At 57.1% G+C, this 21243-nt stretch carries 16 protein-coding genes, 1 tRNA gene, 1 pseudogene and 1 riboswitch; of the genes and pseudogenes, 7 read left to right on the top strand and 11 right to left on the bottom strand.

Annotated features, from left to right (window positions below; genetic code table 11):
* Nucleotides 1-175: 175 nt before the first annotated feature.
* On the top strand, nt 176-2731 hold the full coding sequence (pepN, locus tag B142_RS0107475) for an aminopeptidase N (RefSeq protein WP_018120925.1): 2556 nt from the start codon (nt 176-178) through the stop codon (nt 2729-2731).
* Between the two features lie 24 nt (nt 2732-2755).
* On the opposite strand, the gene B142_RS0107470 is transcribed toward pepN, so the two are convergent.
* Nucleotides 2756-3487: an SDR family oxidoreductase gene (locus B142_RS0107470; RefSeq protein ID WP_018120924.1), complete on the bottom strand. Its 732-nt coding sequence runs from the start codon at nt 3485-3487 to the stop codon at nt 2756-2758.
* Between the two features lie 45 nt (nt 3488-3532).
* Nucleotides 3533-4777 carry a cystathionine gamma-synthase gene (locus B142_RS0107465; protein ID WP_155860956.1) on the bottom strand — a complete coding sequence of 415 codons (1245 nt, stop codon included), beginning with the start codon at nt 4775-4777 and terminating at the stop codon, nt 3533-3535.
* 138 nt (nt 4778-4915) lie between these two features.
* Between B142_RS0107465 and B142_RS0107460 the strand changes: the two genes are divergently transcribed.
* On the top strand, nt 4916-5965 hold the full coding sequence (locus tag B142_RS0107460) for a mechanosensitive ion channel family protein (RefSeq protein WP_018120922.1): 1050 nt from the start codon (nt 4916-4918) through the stop codon (nt 5963-5965).
* Nucleotides 5966-5972: 7 nt separating this feature from the next.
* Nucleotides 5973-6362 (top strand): annotated as a pseudogene (locus tag B142_RS12255) (globin domain-containing protein); the annotation flags it as partial.
* A 243-nt stretch (nt 6363-6605) separates the two neighbouring features.
* On the opposite strand, the gene ald reads toward B142_RS12255, so the two are convergent.
* Nucleotides 6606-7694, bottom strand: coding sequence for an alanine dehydrogenase (gene ald / locus B142_RS0107450; RefSeq protein WP_018120920.1), 1089 nt, complete (start codon nt 7692-7694; stop codon nt 6606-6608).
* Nucleotides 7695-7931: 237 nt separating this feature from the next.
* A riboswitch (TPP riboswitch) is annotated at nt 7932-8044 on the top strand.
* On the opposite strand from ald, the gene thiC reads away from it, so the two are divergent.
* From thiC to B142_RS0107440, 3 genes are all read left to right on the top strand, one after another.
* On the top strand, nt 8032-9945 hold the full coding sequence (gene thiC, locus B142_RS0107445; protein ID WP_018120919.1) for a phosphomethylpyrimidine synthase ThiC: 1914 nt from the start codon (nt 8032-8034) through the stop codon (nt 9943-9945). (Overlaps the previous riboswitch by 13 nt.)
* 178 nt (nt 9946-10123) lie before the next feature.
* Nucleotides 10124-10336, top strand: a complete 213-nt coding sequence (locus tag B142_RS13585; protein ID WP_144736438.1) for a hypothetical protein — start codon at nt 10124-10126, stop codon at nt 10334-10336.
* The gene (locus B142_RS0107440; RefSeq protein WP_018120918.1) at nt 10336-11076 is read left to right on the top strand and encodes a Fic/DOC family protein; all 741 of its coding nucleotides are present in this window, start codon (nt 10336-10338) and stop codon (nt 11074-11076) included. Before B142_RS13585 ends, B142_RS0107440 begins: the two co-directional genes overlap by 1 nt.
* A 53-nt stretch (nt 11077-11129) precedes the next feature.
* On the opposite strand, the gene B142_RS12250 is transcribed toward B142_RS0107440, so the two are convergent.
* From B142_RS12250 to B142_RS12230, 8 genes are all read right to left on the bottom strand, one after another.
* The gene (locus B142_RS12250) at nt 11130-12062 is read right to left on the bottom strand and encodes a trypsin-like serine protease (protein WP_018120917.1); all 933 of its coding nucleotides are present in this window, start codon (nt 12060-12062) and stop codon (nt 11130-11132) included.
* A 30-nt stretch (nt 12063-12092) separates the two neighbouring features.
* Complete coding sequence (locus B142_RS0107430) at nt 12093-13241, bottom strand: DUF418 domain-containing protein (RefSeq protein WP_018120916.1); 1149 nt, start codon at nt 13239-13241, stop codon at nt 12093-12095.
* A 175-nt stretch (nt 13242-13416) separates the two neighbouring features.
* The gene (locus tag B142_RS0107425) at nt 13417-14118 is read right to left on the bottom strand and encodes a DUF8185 domain-containing protein (protein WP_018120915.1); all 702 of its coding nucleotides are present in this window, start codon (nt 14116-14118) and stop codon (nt 13417-13419) included.
* Nucleotides 14118-14768: an acyl-CoA thioesterase gene (locus B142_RS14220; protein WP_018120914.1), complete on the bottom strand. Its 651-nt coding sequence runs from the start codon at nt 14766-14768 to the stop codon at nt 14118-14120. Before B142_RS14220 ends, B142_RS0107425 begins: the two co-directional genes overlap by 1 nt.
* Nucleotides 14769-14828: 60 nt before the next feature.
* Complete coding sequence (ettA, locus tag B142_RS0107415; RefSeq protein WP_018120913.1) at nt 14829-16499, bottom strand: energy-dependent translational throttle protein EttA; 1671 nt, start codon at nt 16497-16499, stop codon at nt 14829-14831.
* Nucleotides 16500-16617: 118 nt separating this feature from the next.
* Nucleotides 16618-17178 (bottom strand): single-stranded DNA-binding protein, encoded by a 561-nt coding sequence (locus B142_RS12960; RefSeq protein WP_018120912.1) that lies wholly within the window; start codon nt 17176-17178, stop codon nt 16618-16620.
* Between the two features lie 241 nt (nt 17179-17419).
* Complete coding sequence (locus B142_RS12955) at nt 17420-18421, bottom strand: GDSL-type esterase/lipase family protein (protein ID WP_018120911.1); 1002 nt, start codon at nt 18419-18421, stop codon at nt 17420-17422.
* Between the two features lie 66 nt (nt 18422-18487).
* Nucleotides 18488-20734: a bifunctional copper resistance protein CopD/cytochrome c oxidase assembly protein gene (locus B142_RS12230; protein WP_018120910.1), complete on the bottom strand. Its 2247-nt coding sequence runs from the start codon at nt 20732-20734 to the stop codon at nt 18488-18490.
* A 250-nt stretch (nt 20735-20984) separates the two neighbouring features.
* Here B142_RS12230 and B142_RS0107395 point away from each other — a divergent pair.
* A tRNA-Arg gene (locus B142_RS0107395) sits at nt 20985-21058 on the top strand.
* The last annotated feature ends 185 nt before the right edge of the window (nt 21059-21243 follow it).

The following is a 21243-nucleotide window of genomic DNA, read 5'->3' as shown; positions in this document are numbered from 1 at the left end:
TTAAATGGTCCTTATTTGGACTTAATTGGCCACCACCCATCCTATGGAGACATTAAGCTGGGTGCGAACAACTTCATGACCTAATAGCACTGCGGTACCGGGCGCAACATCGACCGGCCGTAGCATGGATCAACCGCAGCATTAAGTACAACGCAGAAGAAAGGTAATTCATTCCGTGACTTCTCTAAACCTGACGCGCGATGAGGCTCAACAGCGCTCACGACAGATCAAGGTGCACAACTATAAGGTGGCGCTGGATCTCACCGTCTCCGAGAAATTTTTCACCTCCCACACCGTCGTCGACTTCGAAGTCCGTGACGGCCAGCAGGCAGATACCTTCCTGGATTTGCGTGCCGACGAAATCGTGGAGCTATTTATCGACGGCGTCGAAAAGCCGACCGAGTACGACGCCGAGTACGGCATCCCGCTGCAGGGTCTGGAGCCGGGCCGCCACAGCGTTGATGTCACAGCGCGCATCCCCTATTCCCGCACCGGGCAGGGGCTCCACCGCTTCGTCGATCCTGCTGATGACCGCGTATATCTGTATTCGCAATGCGAAACTGCCGACGCGAAACGCATCCTGGCGTGCTTTGACCAGCCGGATATGAAGGCGACCTACGATTTCTCGATTACCGCTCCGCGCGACTGGACGGTGATCACCAACGAGACTTCCACGGTTACCGATAATGGCGATTCCCGCGAGTGGAATTCACGGATCGGCTATCAACTTTCCACCTACCTGATCGCCGTGTGCGCCGGCCACTACTACCAGGTCAGCGACGAATGGACAGGCACGCTCACCGCGCACCCGGAAACCAGCGAGGAAGAGCGCGAAATTTCCGTGCCGCTGGCACTGTTCTGCCGCCAATCACTGGCGAAACACCTCGATGCCGAGCGCCTGTTCACTGAGACCAAGCAGGGCTTTGATTTTTATCACCGCAACTTCGGCATTGCCTACCCATTCGGCAAATACGACCAGGTGCTGTGCCCAGAGTTCAACATGGGCGCGATGGAAAACGCCGGTTGTGTCACCCACCGCGACGAGTTTGTCTTCCACAACAAAGCCACCCATTACCAGTACGAACGCCGCGCCGACACGTTCTTGCACGAGATGGCGCACATGTGGTTCGGCGATCTGGTGACCATGCAATGGTGGGATGATTTGTGGCTCAACGAGTCCTTTGCCACCTGGGCCGCGGCGATCTCACAGGCCGAAGAAACCCAGTACGACACCGCGTGGGTCACCTTCGCGAACATCGAGAAATCTTGGGCCTACCAGCAGGATCAGCTGCCGACGACGCACCCGATCTCCACCGACGCCTCGGACATCGAGACTGTCGAGCAGAACTTCGACGGCATCACCTACGCCAAGGGCGCTTCGGTGCTGAAGCAACTGCAAGCTTATGTCGGCCGCGAAGAATTCTTCGCCGGTGTGCGTCGCCACTTCGAGGCACACAAATTCGGCAACGCCGCCTTCGAAGATCTGCTGGGCCACTTGGAGGATGCCTCCGGCCGTGATCTGAGCTGGTGGGCGCAGCAGTGGTTGAAGACCACCGGTGTCAACACCTTGGCTGCCCGCACCGAGGATGATGGCAAGACCTACACCTCTTTTGCCGTACACCAGGCCGGTGAGACCCTGCGCACCCACCGCATCGCCGTGGGGCTGTACCGTTTCGACGAACAGTCGCAAAAGGTGGTGCGCACCAAACGCGTCGAGCTGGATATCGACGGCGAGTTCACCAACGTCGACGAGCTGGTCGGCACGCCAATCGCGGATTTGGTGCTGGTCAACGACGACGACCTAACCTACTGCCTACCGGAACTCGACGAGCGTTCCCTAGCCACCCTGTTGCAGCACATCGACAAGATCGCCGATCCGATGGCTCGCACCCTGTGTTGGTCTGCTGCGTGGGAGATGACCCGCGACGGCAGCCTGAAGGCCCGGGATTTCGTGCAGCTGGTTGCCCGTGGTGCGCAGGCAGAAACAGAAATGGCGGTGCTCGAGCGCATCACTGGCCAAGCCGTCACCGCCCTCACCGCCTACGCGGACCAGGAGTGGGCCGATGCCGAAGGCGCGCAACTCCTCGGCGAGGCTTTCCAGGCTGCCGCAGAAAACGGCAGCGAAGACCGCGCGCTGATCTTCATCAAGACGTTGTCCCACCTGCCGTTGGTCGATTCCACTCGCATCTACCTGCAGGGCATCCTGGATAATGACGAGGATGCCGGGCTGCGATGGAAGGCACTGACTGCACTGGCTGCCGACGGCGCCATCGGTGAGGAAGCCGCCGTACGCGAAAAGATCGCCCAGCAGCGCGAGCTGGACAAAACCTCGTCTGGCGCGCAGGCTGCGCTCCAGGTCGAGGCTGCTATCAACAGCGACGAGAATAAGAAGCGCATCTGGGATGAGCTGCGCACCGGCGAGTTGGGCAACTTAGAAGCCCGCTTCAAGATGCTGGGGCTGACCTTCACAGGCTCGGCGAAGCACCTGGAGCAATTCAATGAGTCCTACTTCGCCGATGCCCAGAAGGTGTGGGCAGAATTTTCCCCAGAAATGGCACTGGCAGTATTGACTGGCACGTACCCATTCTGGGACAAAACCGAAGAAGGCTTGCAGCGTGCCGACGACTTCCTGGCTGGCGATATGCCTGCTGGCTTGCGCCGGCTCGTGATGGAAGGCCGCGATCGCACCGCTCGTGCGCTGCGCAACCAGCGCATTGACCGCGGCGAGTAAATTACTACGCGTACTTACCGCGAGCTAGCGGTCTGCTAGCTCAATGCGCGGGCGCACCCGCAGTTCAGTGAACTGCGTGGTGGGGCCCGCCTCCACGCAGCTGCGTACTGCGCGCGCTACTTCCGCCGGTGCAATCATGTGCTCGGCGTTGTAGTCGCCCATCAAGCCTTCCAACATCGCGGTATCCGTAGGGCCCGGCGCGACGGTAGTCACGCGGATATCGCGTTCATCCTTGCGCAAGCAATCCGCTACGGCGTACAGCGCATGCTTGGTGGCGGCGTAGACGACGTTGTTCGGATGCCCACCGTGGCCGGCTCCGGAGTTGATGTAGATGACATCGCCTTCGGTTTTCCGCAGGGCTGGCAGCAGCTGGCGCGTCAGTTCGGCGGCGGCGAAAACGTTGATGTCGAAATGTTTGCGCCAGTCTGCCGGGGTGGCATCGTCGACGGATTTCTTTTCTGCAATCGCCGCGGCGTGCACAACAACGTCGACGTTCTCCAAGCCGAGGACGTCGGCAAGCTGGGCGCCCGGCTGTGCGTCGTCGGCAAGCAATTCTGTCACCAGATCGGCATACACCGGGGTGATGTTGGCGCATTCCGCAAGCTTATCGAGGCCTGCTTGGTTGCGTCCCAGGGCGTACACGACGTGGTCACGCGAAAGGTCAGCAGCGATCTCACGGCCCATACCGCCGGTAGCCCCGGTGACAACGGCAATCTTGCATTGCTGTTTAGACTGGGCGTGTTCTTCCTGTGTCATTTCGGCTCCATATTTTTAGGTAAGGTTTTCGGCTAGATTTCTACGCTATTTCTCGTCCAGTTTGTCCAATGCGTGCGTGAGATCAGCGATGAGGTCGTCGATATCCTCAATACCGATGGACAGGCGCACCAGATCAGCCGGTGGCGAAAGCTCGGAACCTTCGGCAGACACGTGAGTCATGCTGGTGGGGTGTTCTACCAGTGATTCCACACCACCGAGGGATTCCGCCAGCAAGAACAGCGTCGTGTTCAGACAGAACTGCTTCGCTGCTTCCTCGCTGTGGAAACGCACGGACATCATCGCGCCATAGCGCTTCATTTGCTTGGTGGCAGTCTCGTGGCCAGGGTGATCTGCCAAGCCCGAGTAAAGCACGGATTTGATCTCCGGGCGGGACTGGAAAAATTCCGCGATTTTTTCTGCGTTATCGCAGTGGCGGTCCATGCGCACCGAGAGAGTTTTGATGCCACGAGTGGTCAGGTAAGCATCGAAGGGCGAGGCGATAGAACCGACGGCCCCCTGGAACCACAGCAACTCGGCGTCGACGTCTTTATCGGCGGTGACCACTGCACCACCGACGACGTCGGAATGCCCGCCCAGATACTTCGTGGTCGAATGCAGCACGTGGTCTGCACCCAAGCTGATCGGGTTCTGCAAGTACGGCGAAGCGAAAGTATTGTCCACGACCAACGACGCGCCGCCTTTGACGTTGGCGATAGCAGAAATATCGCTAATGGATAGCGCAGGGTTGGTCGGGGTTTCCAGCCAAATCACGCGGGTGTTTTCGCGGATCGCGCCATCCAGCTCGTCGACGTCGCAAGTATTGACGACGGTGTAATCAATCCCCCATGGTTTGAAGACAGACTCGATCAAACGCCAGGTTCCGCCGTAGGCGTCGTTGCCTAAAATCATGTGGTCGCCTGGGCGCAACAAGATGCGCAATAGCGTATCGGTGGCGGCCATACCGGAGGAAAATACGCGCGCATATGGGGCCTTTTCCAACGCAGCAAGCGTGGTCTCCAGGCTACGGACCGTCGGGTTCGCCACACGGCCGTATTCAAAACCGCCGCGCAGGCTGGCTAGACCGTCCTGGGCGTAAGTGGTGGAGGCATAAATCGGAACGTTGACAGAGCCAATGTGTGAGTCCGGTTCGTAGCCTGCATGAATCGCGGCCGAGCTAAAGCCTTTGAGGTAGTCAGCCTTCGCATCCTCGGTGAGTTTATGGTGCGCAGCCGGATATTCCGGAGCCGGAATCCGGTGCGGGGTCAGGTTGTTTTCTGCAGGTGAATTCATACCACCCACCATAAACCACATGCGCGAATTGTATTGCGAAGATCACCGCCGCTCTCACAGGAAACTTACAGCCCGAACCCGTAAGATGGCCAAAGTTGCAGCGGAAATCGATTGCCAAAGCAAAGACTTAAGGATGAGATGAACACGAATATTTTTCACCTCGCATCAAATTCTGTTCCTTCGGTGCCGTCTGCCGAGGAAACAGTGAACACTGTCAACAATTGGTGGAATAACCCAGAAACCCAAGCCTGGTTGTTCCAGCGCCCGATCTATATTGGCTTGATTATCCTCTTCGCGTTGCTGGCGCACTGGATTTTGGTGCGCGCCATCAACAAGCTGGCAAACCACAACATGAAAGACGGCCGCAAGAAGACTGCGGAGCGTCAAGCCGAATCAAAGCACAGCCATGAGGTGCCAGAACCTGATCCGGAAAAGATGCACCAGATCCGGCTGATGGAAAAATCGCGGGAGAACCGCCGGAAATCGCGCATCAAGACGCTTTCCGGGGTGGCAAAATCCGCCGTCGCCATTTTTGTCTGGGTCTGGGCCGTCATCGCCATCTTGGACGTTGTCGGCATTAACGTCGGCCCGCTGATTGCTTCCGCCGGTATCGTCGGTGTCGCCCTTGGTTTCGGTGCACAATCGCTGGTCCAGGACTTCCTGTCCGGTATTTTCATGCTGATCGAGGACCAGTACGGCATCGGCGACGTCGTCGACTTGGGTGATGGCACCATGGGCGAGATCGAAGAAATTTCACTGCGCATCACTTCCCTGCGCGATATCGACGGTGCACTGTGGCACGTGCGCAATGGTGAGATTTTGAAGGTCGCAAACCACTCCAGCGATTGGTCGATCGCCCGTTTCCAGATTCCGGTCAGCCACAGCAACGACCAAAACAAGGTCTGGAAGGTGCTTACCGAAGCCATGGCCAAGGCTGCTGCCGACGAGCGTTGCGCCAACGAAATCATGGAAGCTCCAGAAATTCAGGGTGCTTCGGAGTTCAACCCGGATTACCTGTCCTACCGCGTTTCTGTGATCACCATGCCCGGCGAACAGTGGCACGTCATGCGCGTGATGAACGGTTTGATCATGAACGAGCTGGCCGAAGCCGGAATCAAGACTCCATACCCATACGGCATCGGCATTGCTGGCCCAGGAGGCGAGCCACTTGGACGCTCACAGTCATAACCAAGACATCCGCTCCGGTGAGCGCCCGGGTTCGGTCTTTGAAGCCATCGGCGGGATGGACACCTTCGAGACGCTTGTCGACGGTTTCTACGCCCAGGTTCCTGACGACGACATCCTGGCGCCGATGTACCCGGAGCAGGATTTCGACGGTGCCCGCGACCGCCTGCTGTGGTTTCTCGTGCAGTTTTGGGGTGGCCCGAAATTGTTTAATGAACGCCGCGGCTCGCCCCGGTTGCGCATGCGGCACGCGGAATTTCCGATTGATACCGCTGCAGCGGAGCGTTGGCTCGAGTTGATGGGCCGCTCGTTGGACAAGATCGACGAGAAAACTATCCCCGAGGAATACCGCGCCGCGATCTGGAATCACATGCAGAAGCTGGCTTATATGCTGCGGAATATGCCGGACGAGCCGCTACAGCAAGAACAGGCTGGGAATCAAGCATCACAGCAGCAAAAACCTGATCTGGGTATTCTGCGCCGGGACCTTGGTTTGCGGTAGACACTCGGCGCCGTCGCATTCTTCGCACGCCGCAAGTTTGCCTAAACTCTAGACTGCACAGGCGCAATGCCCGCTTAGTTAACAGCAAAACGCTCCCATCCGATACGGGTGGGAGCGTTCCTTATTTTCGATGGTGGAAAACTAGTCCTGCCAGTCGAAGGCCTCACGCACTGGCTTGGAAATCAGTTTGCCATCGCGCGTCGACAAGCCATCGGCCAAGCCTGGGAAGCGCTCAATAGCCTGATCCACGCCACCGGCAGCAACCGCGCGGATGTACGGCAGCGTTGCCGACGTCAGCGCACGGGTAGAAGTATTCGCTACCGCACCAGGCATATTAGCCACGCAGTACATCAGTGCATCGCCGACGCGGAACACAGGGTCTTGGTGGCTGGTCTTGCGGGACGGCTCGAAACAACCACCCTGGTCAATCGCCACGTCCACCAGCACAGAACCGCGCTTCATGCGCTTGATCAGATCTTCCGACACCAGCTTCGGCGCCTTGCCACCGGCGACCAGCACCGCGCCAATCACCAGATCAGCTTCCAGCAGCTCTTCTTCGATAGTCACTGGATCAGAAATCTGGGTGCGCACGGTACCGGCATATTGGTCATCGAAACGCGCCAAAGTACCTGCATCAATATCCAGCACGGTGGTTTCTGCGCGCAGACCATGCGCCATCGCAACCGCCGAGGCACCCACCTGGCCACCACCGATCACCACGACGCGACCCGCTTTGGTGCCCGGCACACCGGAAGGCAAAACGCCACGTCCACCGTGGTGCGACAACAGATGGTGCGAACCCTCCAGCACAGCCAAACGGCCAGCGACCTGCGACATTGGGGTCAGCAGCGGCAGCGCACCGTTTTTATCGGTCACGGTTTCATATGCCAGCGCGGTGGTGCCAGCGTTCACTAGCGCGTCGGTCAGCTCACGCGAAGCAGCCAGGTGCAGGTAGGTAAACAGCAGCAGGTCCTCGCGCAGGTACTGATATTCCTCTTGCAAAGGTTCCTTGACCTTCAACACCATCTCTGCAGCCCACGCGTCGGCGGCGGTATCAACAATGGTGGCGCCACGGTCGGTGTAGTCGCTATCGACATAGCTGGATCCCTCGCCAGCGCCAGATTGAATAAGCACCTCGTGACCGTCGTCGACAAGAGCCTGTGCAGCCGCCGGGCTCAGAGCCACACGGCCTTCGCTGTTCATGATTTCTGCGGGAACGCCAATCTTCATGGGATTGATCCTCATTTCTGGTTGCTTCGTGCATGTTCGTGCATCGGGCAGGAAAGTGAGATCTCGACAGGGTTGGCGCCGAGATCTCTTTGCCTGCCACCAGGGTACGTGTTGTAAGCTGACAGCAACGGTTATGCGAAATGCACCACAGTTTCCGAGAATTTCGATAAGTCTATCGAATTTCCAGGAATCATAGCGGCCACCCGGCCCAGCATTGCGCGGCCGTCGACAAGTTTATGCACCACACACGGGTGCCCTGCTGGTACAGGGCTGAGATCACGCTAATACCGCGTGAGCACCGTTCGAACCTGTTGGTTAGTACCAACGTAGGAAGGAGGTGGGCACTGTGGCGAACCATGACGCGCACACCGCTGCCCCCGAAGACGAGATTCATTTCAAGCACTCTTACTCCCCTATCCGCAAGGATGACCTGGAAGTTCCAGAAACTGAAATCCAGCTTGATGATTCTCCCACTGGTCCGAACAAACCATTCCGCGTCTACCGCACCCGTGGCCCGCAGGCCGATGTGCACCGTGGGCTAAAACCGCTACGTATGCAGTGGATTAACAACCGCGGCGATGTCGAAGAATACGACGGCCGTGGACGCGATCTTGCCGACGATGGCCGCTCCGCACAACGCCGTGGCGCCGCCAGCCAGGAATGGAAGGGCGAATCGCGCCCGCCGCTGCGTTCCAAAGAAGGCAAAACTGTCACGCAGATGCACTACGCACGCCAAGGCATCATCACCAAGGAAATGCAGTTTGTTGCGCTGCGCGAACACTGCGATCCGGAATTCGTGCGCAGCGAGATCGCCCGCGGCCGGGCGATAATCCCGAACAACATCAACCACCCAGAATCTGAGCCGATGATCATCGGCCGGAAGTTCCTCACCAAAATCAACGCCAACATCGGTAACTCTGCGGTGACCTCCTCCATCGAAGAAGAAGTCTCCAAATTGCGTTGGGCCACCCGCTGGGGTGCGGACACCGTGATGGACCTATCCACCGGCGATGATATCCACACCACCCGCGAATGGATCCTCCGCAACTCCCCGGTTCCGATTGGCACCGTGCCGATGTACCAGGCACTGGAAAAAGTCAACGGTGTAGCCGAGGACCTAACCTGGGAAATCTTCCGCGATACCGTCATCGAGCAGGCCGAACAAGGTGTGGACTACATGACCATCCACGCCGGCGTCCTGCTGCCCTACATCCCGATGACCACCAAGCGCGTGACCGGCATCGTTTCCCGCGGCGGTTCCATCATGGCCGGATGGTGCCTGGCCCACCACAAGGAATCGTTCCTGTACGAGAACTTCGACGAGCTGTGCGAGATCTTCGCCCGCTATGACATCGCTTTCTCGCTTGGCGACGGCTTGCGCCCCGGCTCTATTGCCGACGCCAACGATACCGCGCAGTTCGCTGAGCTGAAGACCATCGGCAAGCTGACCCAGCGCGCTTGGGAATACGACGTGCAGGTCATGGTGGAAGGCCCAGGCCACGTTCCACTGGACAAGGTGCAGGTCAACAATGAGCACGCCCAGGCCTGGACCAACGACGCCCCGTTTTACACGCTGGGGCCACTGGTTACCGATATTGCCCCTGGCTACGACCACATCACCTCAGCAATTGGTGCGGCCAACATCGCCATGGGTGGTACCGCAATGCTGTGTTACGTCACCCCGAAAGAACACCTTGGTTTGCCGAACCGAGACGACGTAAAAACCGGCGTTATCACCTACAAGCTGGCGGCACATGCGGCGGACGTCGCCAAGGGGCACCCCGGCGCGCACGAGTGGGACGATGCCATGTCGAAGGCACGTTTCGAATTCCGCTGGCACGACCAGTTTGCGCTCTCGTTGGATCCTGACACCGCGCAGGCTTATCACGACGAAACCCTGCCTGCAGAGCCTGCGAAAACGGCACACTTCTGCTCGATGTGCGGCCCGAAGTTCTGTTCCATGCGCATTAGCCAGGACATTCGCGATGCCTTTAGCGACGATATGGCGGATCTGGGAATGCCGGCGTTCCAGAAGCCGGTCGACGACGATGTTGCCACTGCCGTCGCAGAAGCCAATGGTCGGGCCACCTCCGACGGGTGTGGTTGCGGATCGTCGGACTCAGAGGCTCCGGTGGCTGGCGCGGTTGCCGAGGAAGTCGCAGAAGAAGGCATGGAAGAAAAGGCTCAAGAATTCCGCGAGCAAGGTTCCGAACTGTACCAACACGAAGGCAGCTACGTACCGAAGCGCTAAATTTACGCTAAAGCTGCACTCAAGGATGGGACCGCCGGTCGGCACAATACCGTCTGGATCAGGCGCCTGAACTGGGTGCAAGAAATTAGTTTCTGAGCTGCGAAAACCTCCGAGAAAGCTCCTGCATTTTAACACCCTTCCGGGTAAGCTGGAATGCACGAGAACTCGGAGGTTTTTTATGTCTGTACCTTCGCGGCGTTCTTTGCCGGGAGCTAAAGCAAGTGCTACGCCACTAACCCCGGCTGAGAAATTATCAGATGGTGCACTCGGCGCAGCGGGCCATTCTTTAGATGATCCACACTTACGCGAGCTCCGCAGACTCGTCGCCGTCGGAAGATTGACTGGCGATGATGCTATTCGTCGCGGCCTCGATCACCTCAAGAATCGTTAATGCACAACGACGGGTGGGGATATGAAAGCTGGGAAGACTACTACATTCCCGGCACAAAGGTGGTACGCAATAAATTCCGCAGCGCAGACAAGCCTTACGGCGAAGATGATCCCGATCGTCTGCGCGAGATGGAAGAGTTTGTCACCGCAGTGCGCATGGCGGAGTTACACGATGCTCCAATTGCAGGCAATTTCGACTACGCGCATATGAAGGCAATTCACGGCTACATCTTCCAGGACGTCTATGGCTGGGCTGGGGTACCGCGCGTCGGCCCACACGGGTGGATGACTAAAGAAGGCCCTAATGTTTTACACCCAGATGACCCCGATAATCCCACGATGGCTTTTACCTATTACCCGGGCACGGAAATCATGCACGAGGATGCTCGCGAGCAATACCGCAGGCTAGCCGAAAAGAATTATTTGCGCGGCCTGGACAAGCAAGAATTCGTGCAAGAATTAGCTGAAGTCTGGGGCGAACTGAACGTCATACATGTTTTTCGCGAAGGCAATACCCGAACGCAGTTCATTTTCTTCGAGCAACTGTGCCGCAAAGCCGGGTACCAAATCGATTCCGAGCGCTTCGCTGTCCGCGATGGGGCAACCATGCAGCATGAAGCCGCAGCCGGTAAACCACATTTACGTGAGGCCTTCGTGCGCGCCCGATTTTATAGCCAAGCTACCGGCAGCAATAAACGCCTGGCCGAAGTTCTCGACCAGGCGATATCACCCTTGCACTAACACCGTTGCCTTAGCACCGCAGGCAGTACAGTACAGTGCAATGCTCGCAGCTATTACTTCTTCGGCTTACGCGCAATACCCAAACCGACAACCAGTGCTACCAACACCGCGCCACCACCAAGCAGCCACCAGGTGGTATTGCTGGAATCATCTGCAGATTCCCCAGCAGCAGAGGTATCAGTGCTGGTCGTCGAATCACCATTGCCCTGCGAAACATTTGCTTCATCAGAGCTGACGGATTCAGACTGCTCCGTCATCGTCTTGATCATCCAGTCATAGCTTTCCGCAGCCGGGGCCACCACAGACTCTGGGGAAGTCGTCGATTCCGGATCATCCGGATTGAACGCTGCCGAAAGCACACCATACAGCTTGCCGTCCATGAATACTGGTCCGCCCGAATCGCCCTGCTGGAATTCCGCATCATTATCTAAACGCGCAATCGCAGCCTGGTCACCGCCGAACAAAGCGAAGTTATTCAGCTCAGTGATCTTGCCGTCTGCCTTTGGCAACTTCTCAGTTTTACCGCTGCCTTCCGAGGACCAACCGTAAGATTCAATGGCACCCTCAGCCGGGGTTTCTTGCATGATCTCCGGGTATTCCTTCAACCCAATTGGCTCCGCGGTACGAATCAAACCAATATCACCAGCTGGAGCTTTGTACCAGTCCGCAACCTTCACCCGCTTTTGGTCATCGCCTTGGCCAATGCGAACACTACCGCCCGGGGTTTCGGAGTTTTCCAGGCAGTGCCGCGCGGTGACAACCCAGTAGTCTGCCACCGCGGTACCGGTGCAGTTTCCGTCCTCGTCGCCGTCGTCGCCAATTTGTTCCGAGACCACCGCGTTAGCGTGCACGGAGTCTTCCGCGAACTGGTCACTGATCATCGCCTGTGCAGGTACGGCTGCGGCGAGCATTCCGCCAAGTGCCAAGGTTGGTGCGGCAATGGCCAGCAAACGGGAAGTCTTCGAGTTTTTCGCAGTCTGAGACATGATGATTTTCTTTCTATACGGAAATGGGTATTAGTGATTCGTGGTGGCAGTAGACATCTCGCTGGTTTTATCAGCGTGATTGCTACCGTTATTGTCGCTGCGTTTGCCGGTGATTCCTGCAACCGCTTGTGCACCTGTCTGGGCCACCAGGCCGAGCACGTATTCCAGCGGGCCATAGCGGAAGAACATCGCCCAGATACTCGTGCCGACGACCGCGACCACGATGGTGCCGATAGCCAGCTCAGGGTACTGCGTGGCGATATGTCCCCGGTTGATGATGCCAGCGGAGATCACGTGTCCCAGATACACAGTCAATGCCATCGAGCCCATGGCTTTCAGCGGGAATACCCAACGGTCAGTCTGAACGAGCAACAAGCACAACAGGATGACAGTCAGTGAACCCGCAATGGTAGCCACTGCGTCGACAAGCCCACCACTGTGCGGTTTCGCATCAAAGAACCCGTGCACAGCGATTCCAAGATTGTTCCGCGTGGCGACGGCGTAAGCCGAATCGATCCAGTCGCGAGCCAGTACTCCCACCACCGAGATGACAACTCCTGCGGCGGCGACCAGAAATCCAGAGGCCGACGATGGTGTGATCTGCCAGTTGTTGTTCCGCAGCCAATGTGCAAACAGTACACCAGCCGCCATGTAGGCCAACCAGGTCACGATTGGATACGGCTCGCGCAACAACGCGTGGAGAGTGGTGTGCAGTGTAATCACGTGCACGATGCCGGATACTGCGAGCAATACCGCAAAACCCGTGGCGACCCACTTGGTGGACCAACGTGGGATCTGCAGCAATGCAAACACGATATAGCCAATACCCAGTGCCTTAAGAACCACGATGATGGTTCCGGCGTATGGGGTAACCACAATGCCGATGACCACGAGGATGATGCCGCGAATAAAAACATCGACGGCTCCGCGCTTGCTGAATATGATGGTCATCGAAATGCCGGAGAGCACCGCGAAAAGAGCTGATGGGAAGCCTTCCAGGAATGCGCCGGCAAATCCTTTGAATGGATATAAGTGAGCGATGATCATCGCCAGCAATGCGATGCCGCGGGCAACATCAATTCCGATGATGCGCCCGGTCACAGGCTTCGGCTGGTGATCATTGTCGACGGCGGGACTATGACCGTCGGCGGTGGCTGTGTGTTGGACAGTATCTGGCATGTCCACAACCCTAACCCCATTTACTGAAAAGAACTTGCATTAATCCTTACTGCTTGCGGATAGTTATCTGGCCGATAGTTTAGAACACCGAAAAAACGCCGCGTACGCTGTGTATTGTGCGTATGCGGCGCTCTAGTTCTGGGAAATCCCTGGTTAGCGTGGTGCGTGAGTGCTACTAAATCAGCACGGAAAGCCCCCGTGCGTGGTAGACACTGCCGAAGGGCGCATCCACGCGTGCCCAGCGGCCATTAGCGGAAACCCGCAGGTGGCGTGGGATATCCATGGATGCGGCAAACCCCGGAATGAGTCCTAAGTTGGTGCACGCAAAAATCATCCGCATCGGGATTTCAACTTCTTCGCCGTCTCCCAAGGAAGTTTCCTGTGGGTTTCCTGTGAGTTTGCTGGACTTAGCGGATTCCTCGGCCGGGCGTACAGTGAGCACAGTTTGGTTCATCAAACTCTGCGGCGGGCCCATGGGTCCAGAAAATTGCCGGGCAAGATCGCGTCCCTTATCGGCGAGTTCACGCACCACATGCACCGGTAAGTTATCCACCAAGTGAAATCCCTCAACCGGTGGCAACGCACCTGGCCAGGACATATCGCGGGCTGGGCCAAGGTGGGTTTGCCCCGTTTCCAGACAGTGCAACAAAGCACTGGCTGCTACCACTGCCCCGTCGCGGGAGACGGTGCCTTTGACGCGTCGACAAGCAACCACGTCAAATGGGGTGGTCACGAAAACGTCAATGAGTTCACCGTCACCGGCGTCGCCTTTGAGGACGCGGAACCGTGCCGAAGCGCTGGCATCGAGGCCAACAGCCCGCGCAATGAGCGCGCGTAGACCGGGGCCACCTGCGGTAACTTCGAGGGATTCAGACATTAGTCGTCGTAACCAATCTCATCGCCATAGTCGATTTCATCACCGTAATCGACCTCGTCACCATAGTCGACTTCATCGCCGTAGCTGATTTCATCGTCATAGCCGATCTCATCGGCAAACGATTCAGCGCTCGCGGTATTCGATGCTCCCAGGCCCCCCGCTGCACCGACAGACCCCGCAAGACCTGAGGGTGCGGAACCAGCGGCAGCTTCCGCCTTGTCTGCGTCTTTCGCAAGAGTCGATTCCAAACGCATGACCTCGCGCTCTTGCTCAGTCAACGGCCGCGGCATCTGGGTGTCCATGTCGACGGCGACGGAGACAGTTTCAATCACGCACGCTACCCGACCATGTTTATCTTTAATCTCCTGGCGGGTAACGAAAGAAGAATTGCCGACCTCGACAACCTGAGATTCCACAAGCAACACCGAATTGCCCTCTGGCTCAATGGGTTTGCGGAAATCTAAGTCCAGCTTGCGCACGAAAGCGGCGAAGTCTTGCATGCCAGCCGGATCGAAGTAGGCCTCTTTGTACGCCAAGCGAGCTTCCTGTGCGATTTCCACGTAATTGGCATTCATCACATGCCCATAGCGGTCGAAATCCGACCACCGCAGGGGTACACGATATTGATGGATTGCAGGATTATCCGCCATAAAACCTCGGAAACCTTTCTGGAATACTCGCGCGCGGTTGGCAGCCGCGACGCAGCAAAACTAGCGAGTCAGCTTGCGGTGGGTGACACGGGATGGACGCGCAGCATCTTCGCCGAGGCGCTCCACCTTATTCTTCTCATAGTCGCCGAAGTTACCTTCGAACCAGAACCACTGGCCTTCTTCCACATTGCCTTCCCAAGCCAGAATGTGGGTACAGGTGCGGTCCAGGAACCAGCGATCGTGCGAAATGACCACGGCACAACCCGGGAATTTCTCGAGCGCGTTTTCCAAAGAACCAAGGGTTTCGACATCCAAGTCGTTGGTTGGCTCGTCGAGCAGAATCAGGTTTCCGCCTTCTTTCAGCGTCAGCGCCAGGTTCAAGCGGTTACGCTCACCACCGGAAAGCACCTTGGATGGCTTTTGCTGGTCTGGGCCCTTGAAGCCAAAGGCAGAAAGGTAGGCGCGCGAAGGCATTTCGTTTTGGCCGACGTGAATATAATCCAAACCGCCCGAAACAACCTCCCAGACCGTAGCTTCTGGGTCAATGTTTTCCCGGTTCTGGTCCACGTACGACAGCTGCACCGTCTCACCAACGGTGACCTTGCCATCATCCGGTTCTTCCAAGCCCACGATGGTCTTAAACAGCGTGGTCTTACCCACACCGTTCGGGCCGATCACACCGACGATGCCGTTACGCGGCAACGTGAATGACAAGTCCTTGATCAAGGTGCGATCGCCAAAGCCCTTGGTCAGGCTGTCTGCTTCGACAACCTTGTTGCCCAAACGTGGCGGGGTTGGAATCTGGATTTCTTCGAAGTCGAGTTTCTTGTACTGCTCGGCCTCGGCAGCCATTTCCTCGTAGCGCTCCAGACGCGCTTTGTTCTTCGCCTGACGAGCCTTGGAACCTGAACGAACCCATTCCAGCTCGTCCTTCAAACGCTTGCGCAGCTTGGCATCCTTCTTACCGGCAACCTGCAAACGTTCCTGCTTCTTTTCCAGGTACGTCGAGTAGTTACCTTCATATGGGTGCAATTTGCCGCGGTCAACCTCACAGATCCACCCCGCGACGTTATCCAAGAAGTAGCGGTCGTGAGTCACAGCCAACACGGCACCCGGGTAGTTTTCCAGGTGCTTTTCCAGCCAGTGCACGGACTCAGCATCCAGGTGGTTTGTAGGCTCGTCGAGAAGCAGCAAGTCTGGTTCCGACAAAAGCAGCTTCGCCAGAGCTACACGGCGACGCTCACCACCAGAAAGGTTGGTAACCGGTTCATCCGATGGCGGGCAGCGCAATGCCTCCATGGCCTGCTCAATCTTAGAATCGACTTCCCACGCATCCGCGTTATCCAGGTCTTCCTGGAGTTTGCCCATTTCTTCCATGAGCTCATCGGTGTAGTTGGTAGCCATTTCTTCAGCAATAGCTTCGAAGCGCTGCTTCTTTTCGAAGATATCGCCGAGGCCTTCTTCCACGTTGCCGCGAACGGTTTTTTCTTCGTTCAGCGGCGGCTCCTGCTGCAAAATGCCGACGGTAGCACCGGGGTCCAGAAATGCTTCACCGTTGGATGGCTCTGACATTCCGGCCATGATCTTCAAAATCGACGACTTACCAGCACCGTTCGGGCCGACGACGCCGATCTTTGCGCCGGGGTAAAAAGCCATGGTGACGTCGTCAAGAATGACCTTGTCACCAACAGTTTTGCGTACATTTTTCATCGTATAGATGAACTCGCCCATATTTCCCCTTCGCGAAATTAGGTGGAACGACACTAAATCTTTATCTCTGACGAGAATACATGACTTTCACTGCCGCCCCACCACGGATCCCGCACGATATGGGCATCGCTGTGGCTAGCTACCGTGCACCGACAGGTACTGCGGCGTTGTCTGTAGCTTGCTTATTCGCCTTCTTATTATCCGTTGCTGATTGTTCGCCAAACGGAGTCGCTGATTCGTCCGTAAACCCAGATGCAGATGGGCCAGCCAGCGCATCCTGATCAAAGACGACGCCTTCGACGTTAAGAATTACTCCGCCATTATCATCGCGATCTGCTTTCCGCTTGGTCAGCGCGGCGGCATAGTGTGCAAGGTCTGGGGCGATGTGGGTGGCTTTCAACACCGTTTTCGAGTGTCGTTTTTCCTCACTATCTTCCCACTGCTGGGTCACCAGCGAGCCCACCAGCACTACTGGATAGCCCTTGTGCAGGCTCGCAGCTGTGTTCACGGCCAACTGTCCCCAGGCTTCAACGTCCAGAAACAGATTGTCATAATCACGCCAGCCGGATTCTTGTTCATCGTCACGCACGGCACGCGAGGAGGCAACACGCATATCAAGCACGCAATTTCCTCCAGCGACGCGACGCAGGCTGGGTTCTTGGGTAATTCGACCGGTGATGGTGATGTGGTGTTGCGACATGGTTGTGTGCTCCCCTTCCAAATCTTTAGGTGACCAACGCGATCTGCGCTGGTAGCACCTAGTGTCTGGGGAAACGATGCCCGCAACAACTACAAAGACTGCCCGGCTGTGGATAAACAAAGTTATCCACAGAAACTGCAGAAATTGTCCTGGTTGGGTTGCGCAAACAAATGCCCTGCCGCACCGAAGATAACGGTGAGACAGGGCAGCATACGCCACAATCTGTGGCTAATGGTCTAACTTAACGCGCAATTTCAGCGGCTATGGCCTGTGAGCCTTTCACGGTTGGGTGCATAGCCATGGTATGAGTCGGCGCAGTCGTGTCCACCCAGATGGCAGAGACATAGCGCTCCGCATCAGGTGCACAGGTGTGGTGGTCGCGGGTTGCAGAACGGACATCCACAAAACGTGCACCTGCTTCATGGGCAGCCTCACGCTGGATATCCGCTAATGCCTGCTCATAACGCTGCGCGCCCGGAACCACAAACCCCAAAGGCTGATTCGGGATTACATTAACGAAGCAAACGTGCCCTTGCGGTGAGGAAACACTCAAATACGAAGGGATAGTCACCCGCGCATTCGGTGCGAGTTGACGCACCTGGTGAGTGATATTCGCTACGCGGGCTTTGTAGCGGTCAATAACTGCCTGTGGGTATGGAAACGGAACCTCATCCAATTTAAACCGCCACGGATCAAGGCCGCCCACCGCAATCACAACTTCCTCGGTAGCCGGGCCGATATTGCCATCGCGCAAAGCTTGCTCCAGCTGATGCTCAACGACGCTGCGGGACGTTGCACCGTTGCATGAGTAATCACCCAAGCTACGCTCAGTCATGCCTGCCAACTGACGTGGCCAGTTATCTGGATCCTGCCCACACCCACTCAGGCCTAATTCCACCGGCCGGACGAAACCTTTACCGGAATCACTCGAACCAGACGAAGAACCCAAACTTTCTTGCGGGATTCCCCGCTGCAACCAGCGGAAACCACGAATGTGGCCGTTAGCGGTAAATGAATCCCCCAGTGTGACCAATTGCTTGCCTGGGTTTGTGGAATCCCCTGGCGCTCCAACCGCATCGCGGCTAGAGCTTGAACTAGAGCTACCACCGTCGGACGACAAACTGGAGCCCGAGCTCGAGGCCTCCATCGACGGCGACGCAGCAGCAATACCTGGCGTAGCAGTCAAGCAGAGTGCAGCAGTAGCCAATGCGCTCAGCGCAACGGCGAGTGGGCTCTTTTTCATAACGAAAAATTCCTTGGTGGTTGACAGTCAGAGGATTACCGGCAAGTGTTGGTGCGCTCCAAACCGCTATTCCGGGGCGTTCCCCCAACCGGAACCACTCCCGCCACGCTTCTTACGGAAACGGGATTGGCCCATCTCGGATTCGTGATACTCATCCTCGATGTGTTCTCCGCGGCTCATCTTTTCCAACATCGCATTATATAAATCTAATTCATTACCAGAATCGTTACCGAATCCAGAGTCTTTTTTCGGCGTTTTTACAGACTGTTGAACACCAACAGTTTTCTGTGCAGCGAGACGGCCATCAGCGGCAAGGTCGTCGTTGACGAGGTCGTCGGCAAGATTATGATCCGGCACCCGGTCCATCTCCGCATCGATAGCCTCTTGCTGTTCGCGGTCATAGGTAAACAGTTGCCGGAACAGCTCACCAAAGACGACGATCAGCGGGAACGAACCGGCAGCCCAGCCGATACCAGCACCGACGCGCTGGTCCGCCAACAAATCAATCGCCCACGGCAAATTAATCGAGGTATAAAACTCCTCGCCGTAAATTTCGGTCAGCTGCATCATGTAGACACCCAAATACAGGTGGATCGGCATAGAGAAAAACAGCCACGCCAAACGCACCAGCGGCTGCTTGCGCCCCGGCAACGGATCCGGCCCCATGACTTCCCAGAAATAGATATAGCCAGAGACTAAAAATGCCCAGTTCATGATCACGTGCCCGGCATGATCGGAAATCGCTGCTTGGTACCAATCAAAATTCAAGTACAGCGCATAGAACACGAAGATAAATTGCGCCAGGTTGATCGGTGGATATGTGATTATGCTCAGGCCACGGGACTGGCAGAAAGCGCGGGTCCAATCGTGCAGGTTCGGTTTACCAGCCTCACCTGGCTCCCAGGCGGTCATGATCAGCGTGAGCGGCGCACCCAGCACGAGAAAAACCGGGAATGTCATCGACAACAACATGTGGCCGATCATGTGCATCGAGAATGTTGCCGGAATAATCATGCCGACGCCTGAACTCATAATCACCGCCATGCCCAGTGATCCCAGCAAGAACCACGCCGTGCGACCACGCGACCACTCGTGCCCGGCGCGACGCGCGCGACGAACCGCATACAGGTAACCAGCAGCCAGAAGGATTCCCAGTGCGCTGAACATGACGTCGAAACGCCAGATAGTCCACACATTGAGAATGTCTGGCTCAAATGGGATGTCGTAGCCGACGGTGATTTCCATCGTCGACAAGTTCGGGTCATCCGGTGCAGGTGGCGGGGTGCGCCCCATGGTTACTGCGATTCCGGCTGTCAACGCCATGACGAGGACTTCCACGATGGCTATGCGACGGAAAACCCCCGGGTTTTTCGCTAGTTGCGGGATGCTGCGCTGCCGGTGCAACCAGCCTAGGCCGACGAGGACGAGGGTGAGCACGGTTTTGGCGGTGATGATCCAGCCATAGTTCGTCGTAAAGAGATGGTGCGGACCAATACGTAAGGCAGCGTTGACGACGCCGGAAATCACCATGACCGCGGCGGCAAACAGCGCCAAGGTGGAATAGCGGCGAACGGCCAGTGCAAGATGGTCGCCGAGGCGACGCGAGTGTGCGATTAAGGCCGTAAGCCCACCGATCCACAGCACCATGAAAACCAAGTGCCACAGATAGGAGTTTGTGCCCCAGTCGTGGTCACCACCAGATGCCGAGTGGCCTTCCATACCCAACGGGAAGACGGTGAGTACCGCGCCGATCAGCAATATCGGTTGCATGGTCCAGCGTCGCGCGAACAATCCGACGACGCCGACGACAGCAGCCATAAGCGACATGATCAACCACGATTTCGCTTCAGCTACCTGATCTAGGGCCACATCCCAGTGCGCAAAAGTACTGAAAAACGGGGTGCCGGAGACATCAGAAAACGTCATCGACACCATGACCAACGCAACAGCGGCAACGGCGAGCAGACTCAGCGCGCCAGTGCGTGCCGCCAGATGCCCGTCGACGCTTAAACGAGCCTCGGCGAGGCCAGAATTGGGAGTGGGAGCATCCGGTGCTGCTTCGGGCATTCGCGGTGGAATGAGAAATGCCGTGAGCAGGTAGGAGCCGACGGCGAGCGCGACCAGGATCCAGGCAGCCGCGCGGAAAAACGGCAGGCCAAAGGTGGTCAGCATACCTGGATCTGGGATACCCAGCGCTGCGAGTGATTCCGCGAGGAATTGCGCAGAGATAATGCCGGCGGCAAGGCCTGCGATCAGTAGCATTGCCAGGTACCAGGGCCAGGTGGAACGCACACGTTGGGTCGGGGTAGCCATAGGCTCTAACCTACAACTGATCGGTGCGGATCCTGAACCCGTGTGAACTGGCTAGCATTGTTCTCCGGCCAGTCGATTACGCCATCATCCATCAGCAACGCTTTTGTCTGTGCTGCGATCGGTCACTATTGCCTGTGCTGTATCCGGGCGCGGTGACGGCGTTGTCGCTTGCGTGGACAATCCGGTATAGTTTCCACCCGGATCACCGCACAATCACGAGGCATTTTCCTAGATTGCGCGCGGTCTATCGGCCTCCATAGCTCAGTGGATTAGAGCAACGGGTTTCTACCCCGTCGGTCGCGGGTTCGAATCCTGCTGGGGGCACTTTTCGGGGTGAAATCAGAGCAAGCCCAACTGTATGAACTCACAGCGACAATCACAAGCACTGCCGTCAGAAAGCGCAATTACCACTATCTCCAGCCCCGCGCTACTTACGCACCAAGGTAGGGTTGAACCAACAAGATCCCGAAACAGCGAGACCCCGGTGTGCCTTCTCCCGCGACAGCGGT

Source organism: Corynebacterium propinquum DSM 44285 (assembly GCF_000375525.1).
GTDB classification, from domain to species: Bacteria; Actinomycetota; Actinomycetes; order Mycobacteriales; family Mycobacteriaceae; genus Corynebacterium; species Corynebacterium propinquum.
This window is presented reverse-complemented; position numbering and strand designations above follow the sequence as displayed.

Excerpts from the sequence above, each read along its gene's own strand:
- B142_RS0107470 (WP_018120924.1), bottom strand. The coding sequence starts at position 3,487 with ATGACACAGGAAGAACACGCCCAGTCTAAACAGCAATGCAAGATTGCC.
- B142_RS0107465 (WP_155860956.1), bottom strand. The coding sequence starts at position 4,777 with ATGAATTCACCTGCAGAAAACAACCTGACCCCGCACCGGATTCCGGCT.
- B142_RS0107460 (WP_018120922.1), top strand. The coding sequence starts at position 4,916 with ATGAACACGAATATTTTTCACCTCGCATCAAATTCTGTTCCTTCGGTG.
- ald (WP_018120920.1), bottom strand. The coding sequence starts at position 7,694 with ATGAAGATTGGCGTTCCCGCAGAAATCATGAACAGCGAAGGCCGTGTG.
- B142_RS13585 (WP_144736438.1), top strand. The coding sequence starts at position 10,124 with ATGTCTGTACCTTCGCGGCGTTCTTTGCCGGGAGCTAAAGCAAGTGCT.
- B142_RS0107440 (WP_018120918.1), top strand. The coding sequence starts at position 10,336 with ATGCACAACGACGGGTGGGGATATGAAAGCTGGGAAGACTACTACATT.
- B142_RS12250 (WP_018120917.1), bottom strand. The coding sequence starts at position 12,062 with ATGTCTCAGACTGCGAAAAACTCGAAGACTTCCCGTTTGCTGGCCATT.
- B142_RS0107430 (WP_018120916.1), bottom strand. The coding sequence starts at position 13,241 with ATGCCAGATACTGTCCAACACACAGCCACCGCCGACGGTCATAGTCCC.
- B142_RS0107425 (WP_018120915.1), bottom strand. The coding sequence starts at position 14,118 with ATGTCTGAATCCCTCGAAGTTACCGCAGGTGGCCCCGGTCTACGCGCG.
- B142_RS14220 (WP_018120914.1), bottom strand. The coding sequence starts at position 14,768 with ATGGCGGATAATCCTGCAATCCATCAATATCGTGTACCCCTGCGGTGG.
- ettA (WP_018120913.1), bottom strand. The coding sequence starts at position 16,499 with ATGGGCGAGTTCATCTATACGATGAAAAATGTACGCAAAACTGTTGGT.
- B142_RS12960 (WP_018120912.1), bottom strand. The coding sequence starts at position 17,178 with ATGTCGCAACACCACATCACCATCACCGGTCGAATTACCCAAGAACCC.
- B142_RS12955 (WP_018120911.1), bottom strand. The coding sequence starts at position 18,421 with ATGAAAAAGAGCCCACTCGCCGTTGCGCTGAGCGCATTGGCTACTGCT.
- B142_RS12230 (WP_018120910.1), bottom strand. The coding sequence starts at position 20,734 with ATGGCTACCCCGACCCAACGTGTGCGTTCCACCTGGCCCTGGTACCTG.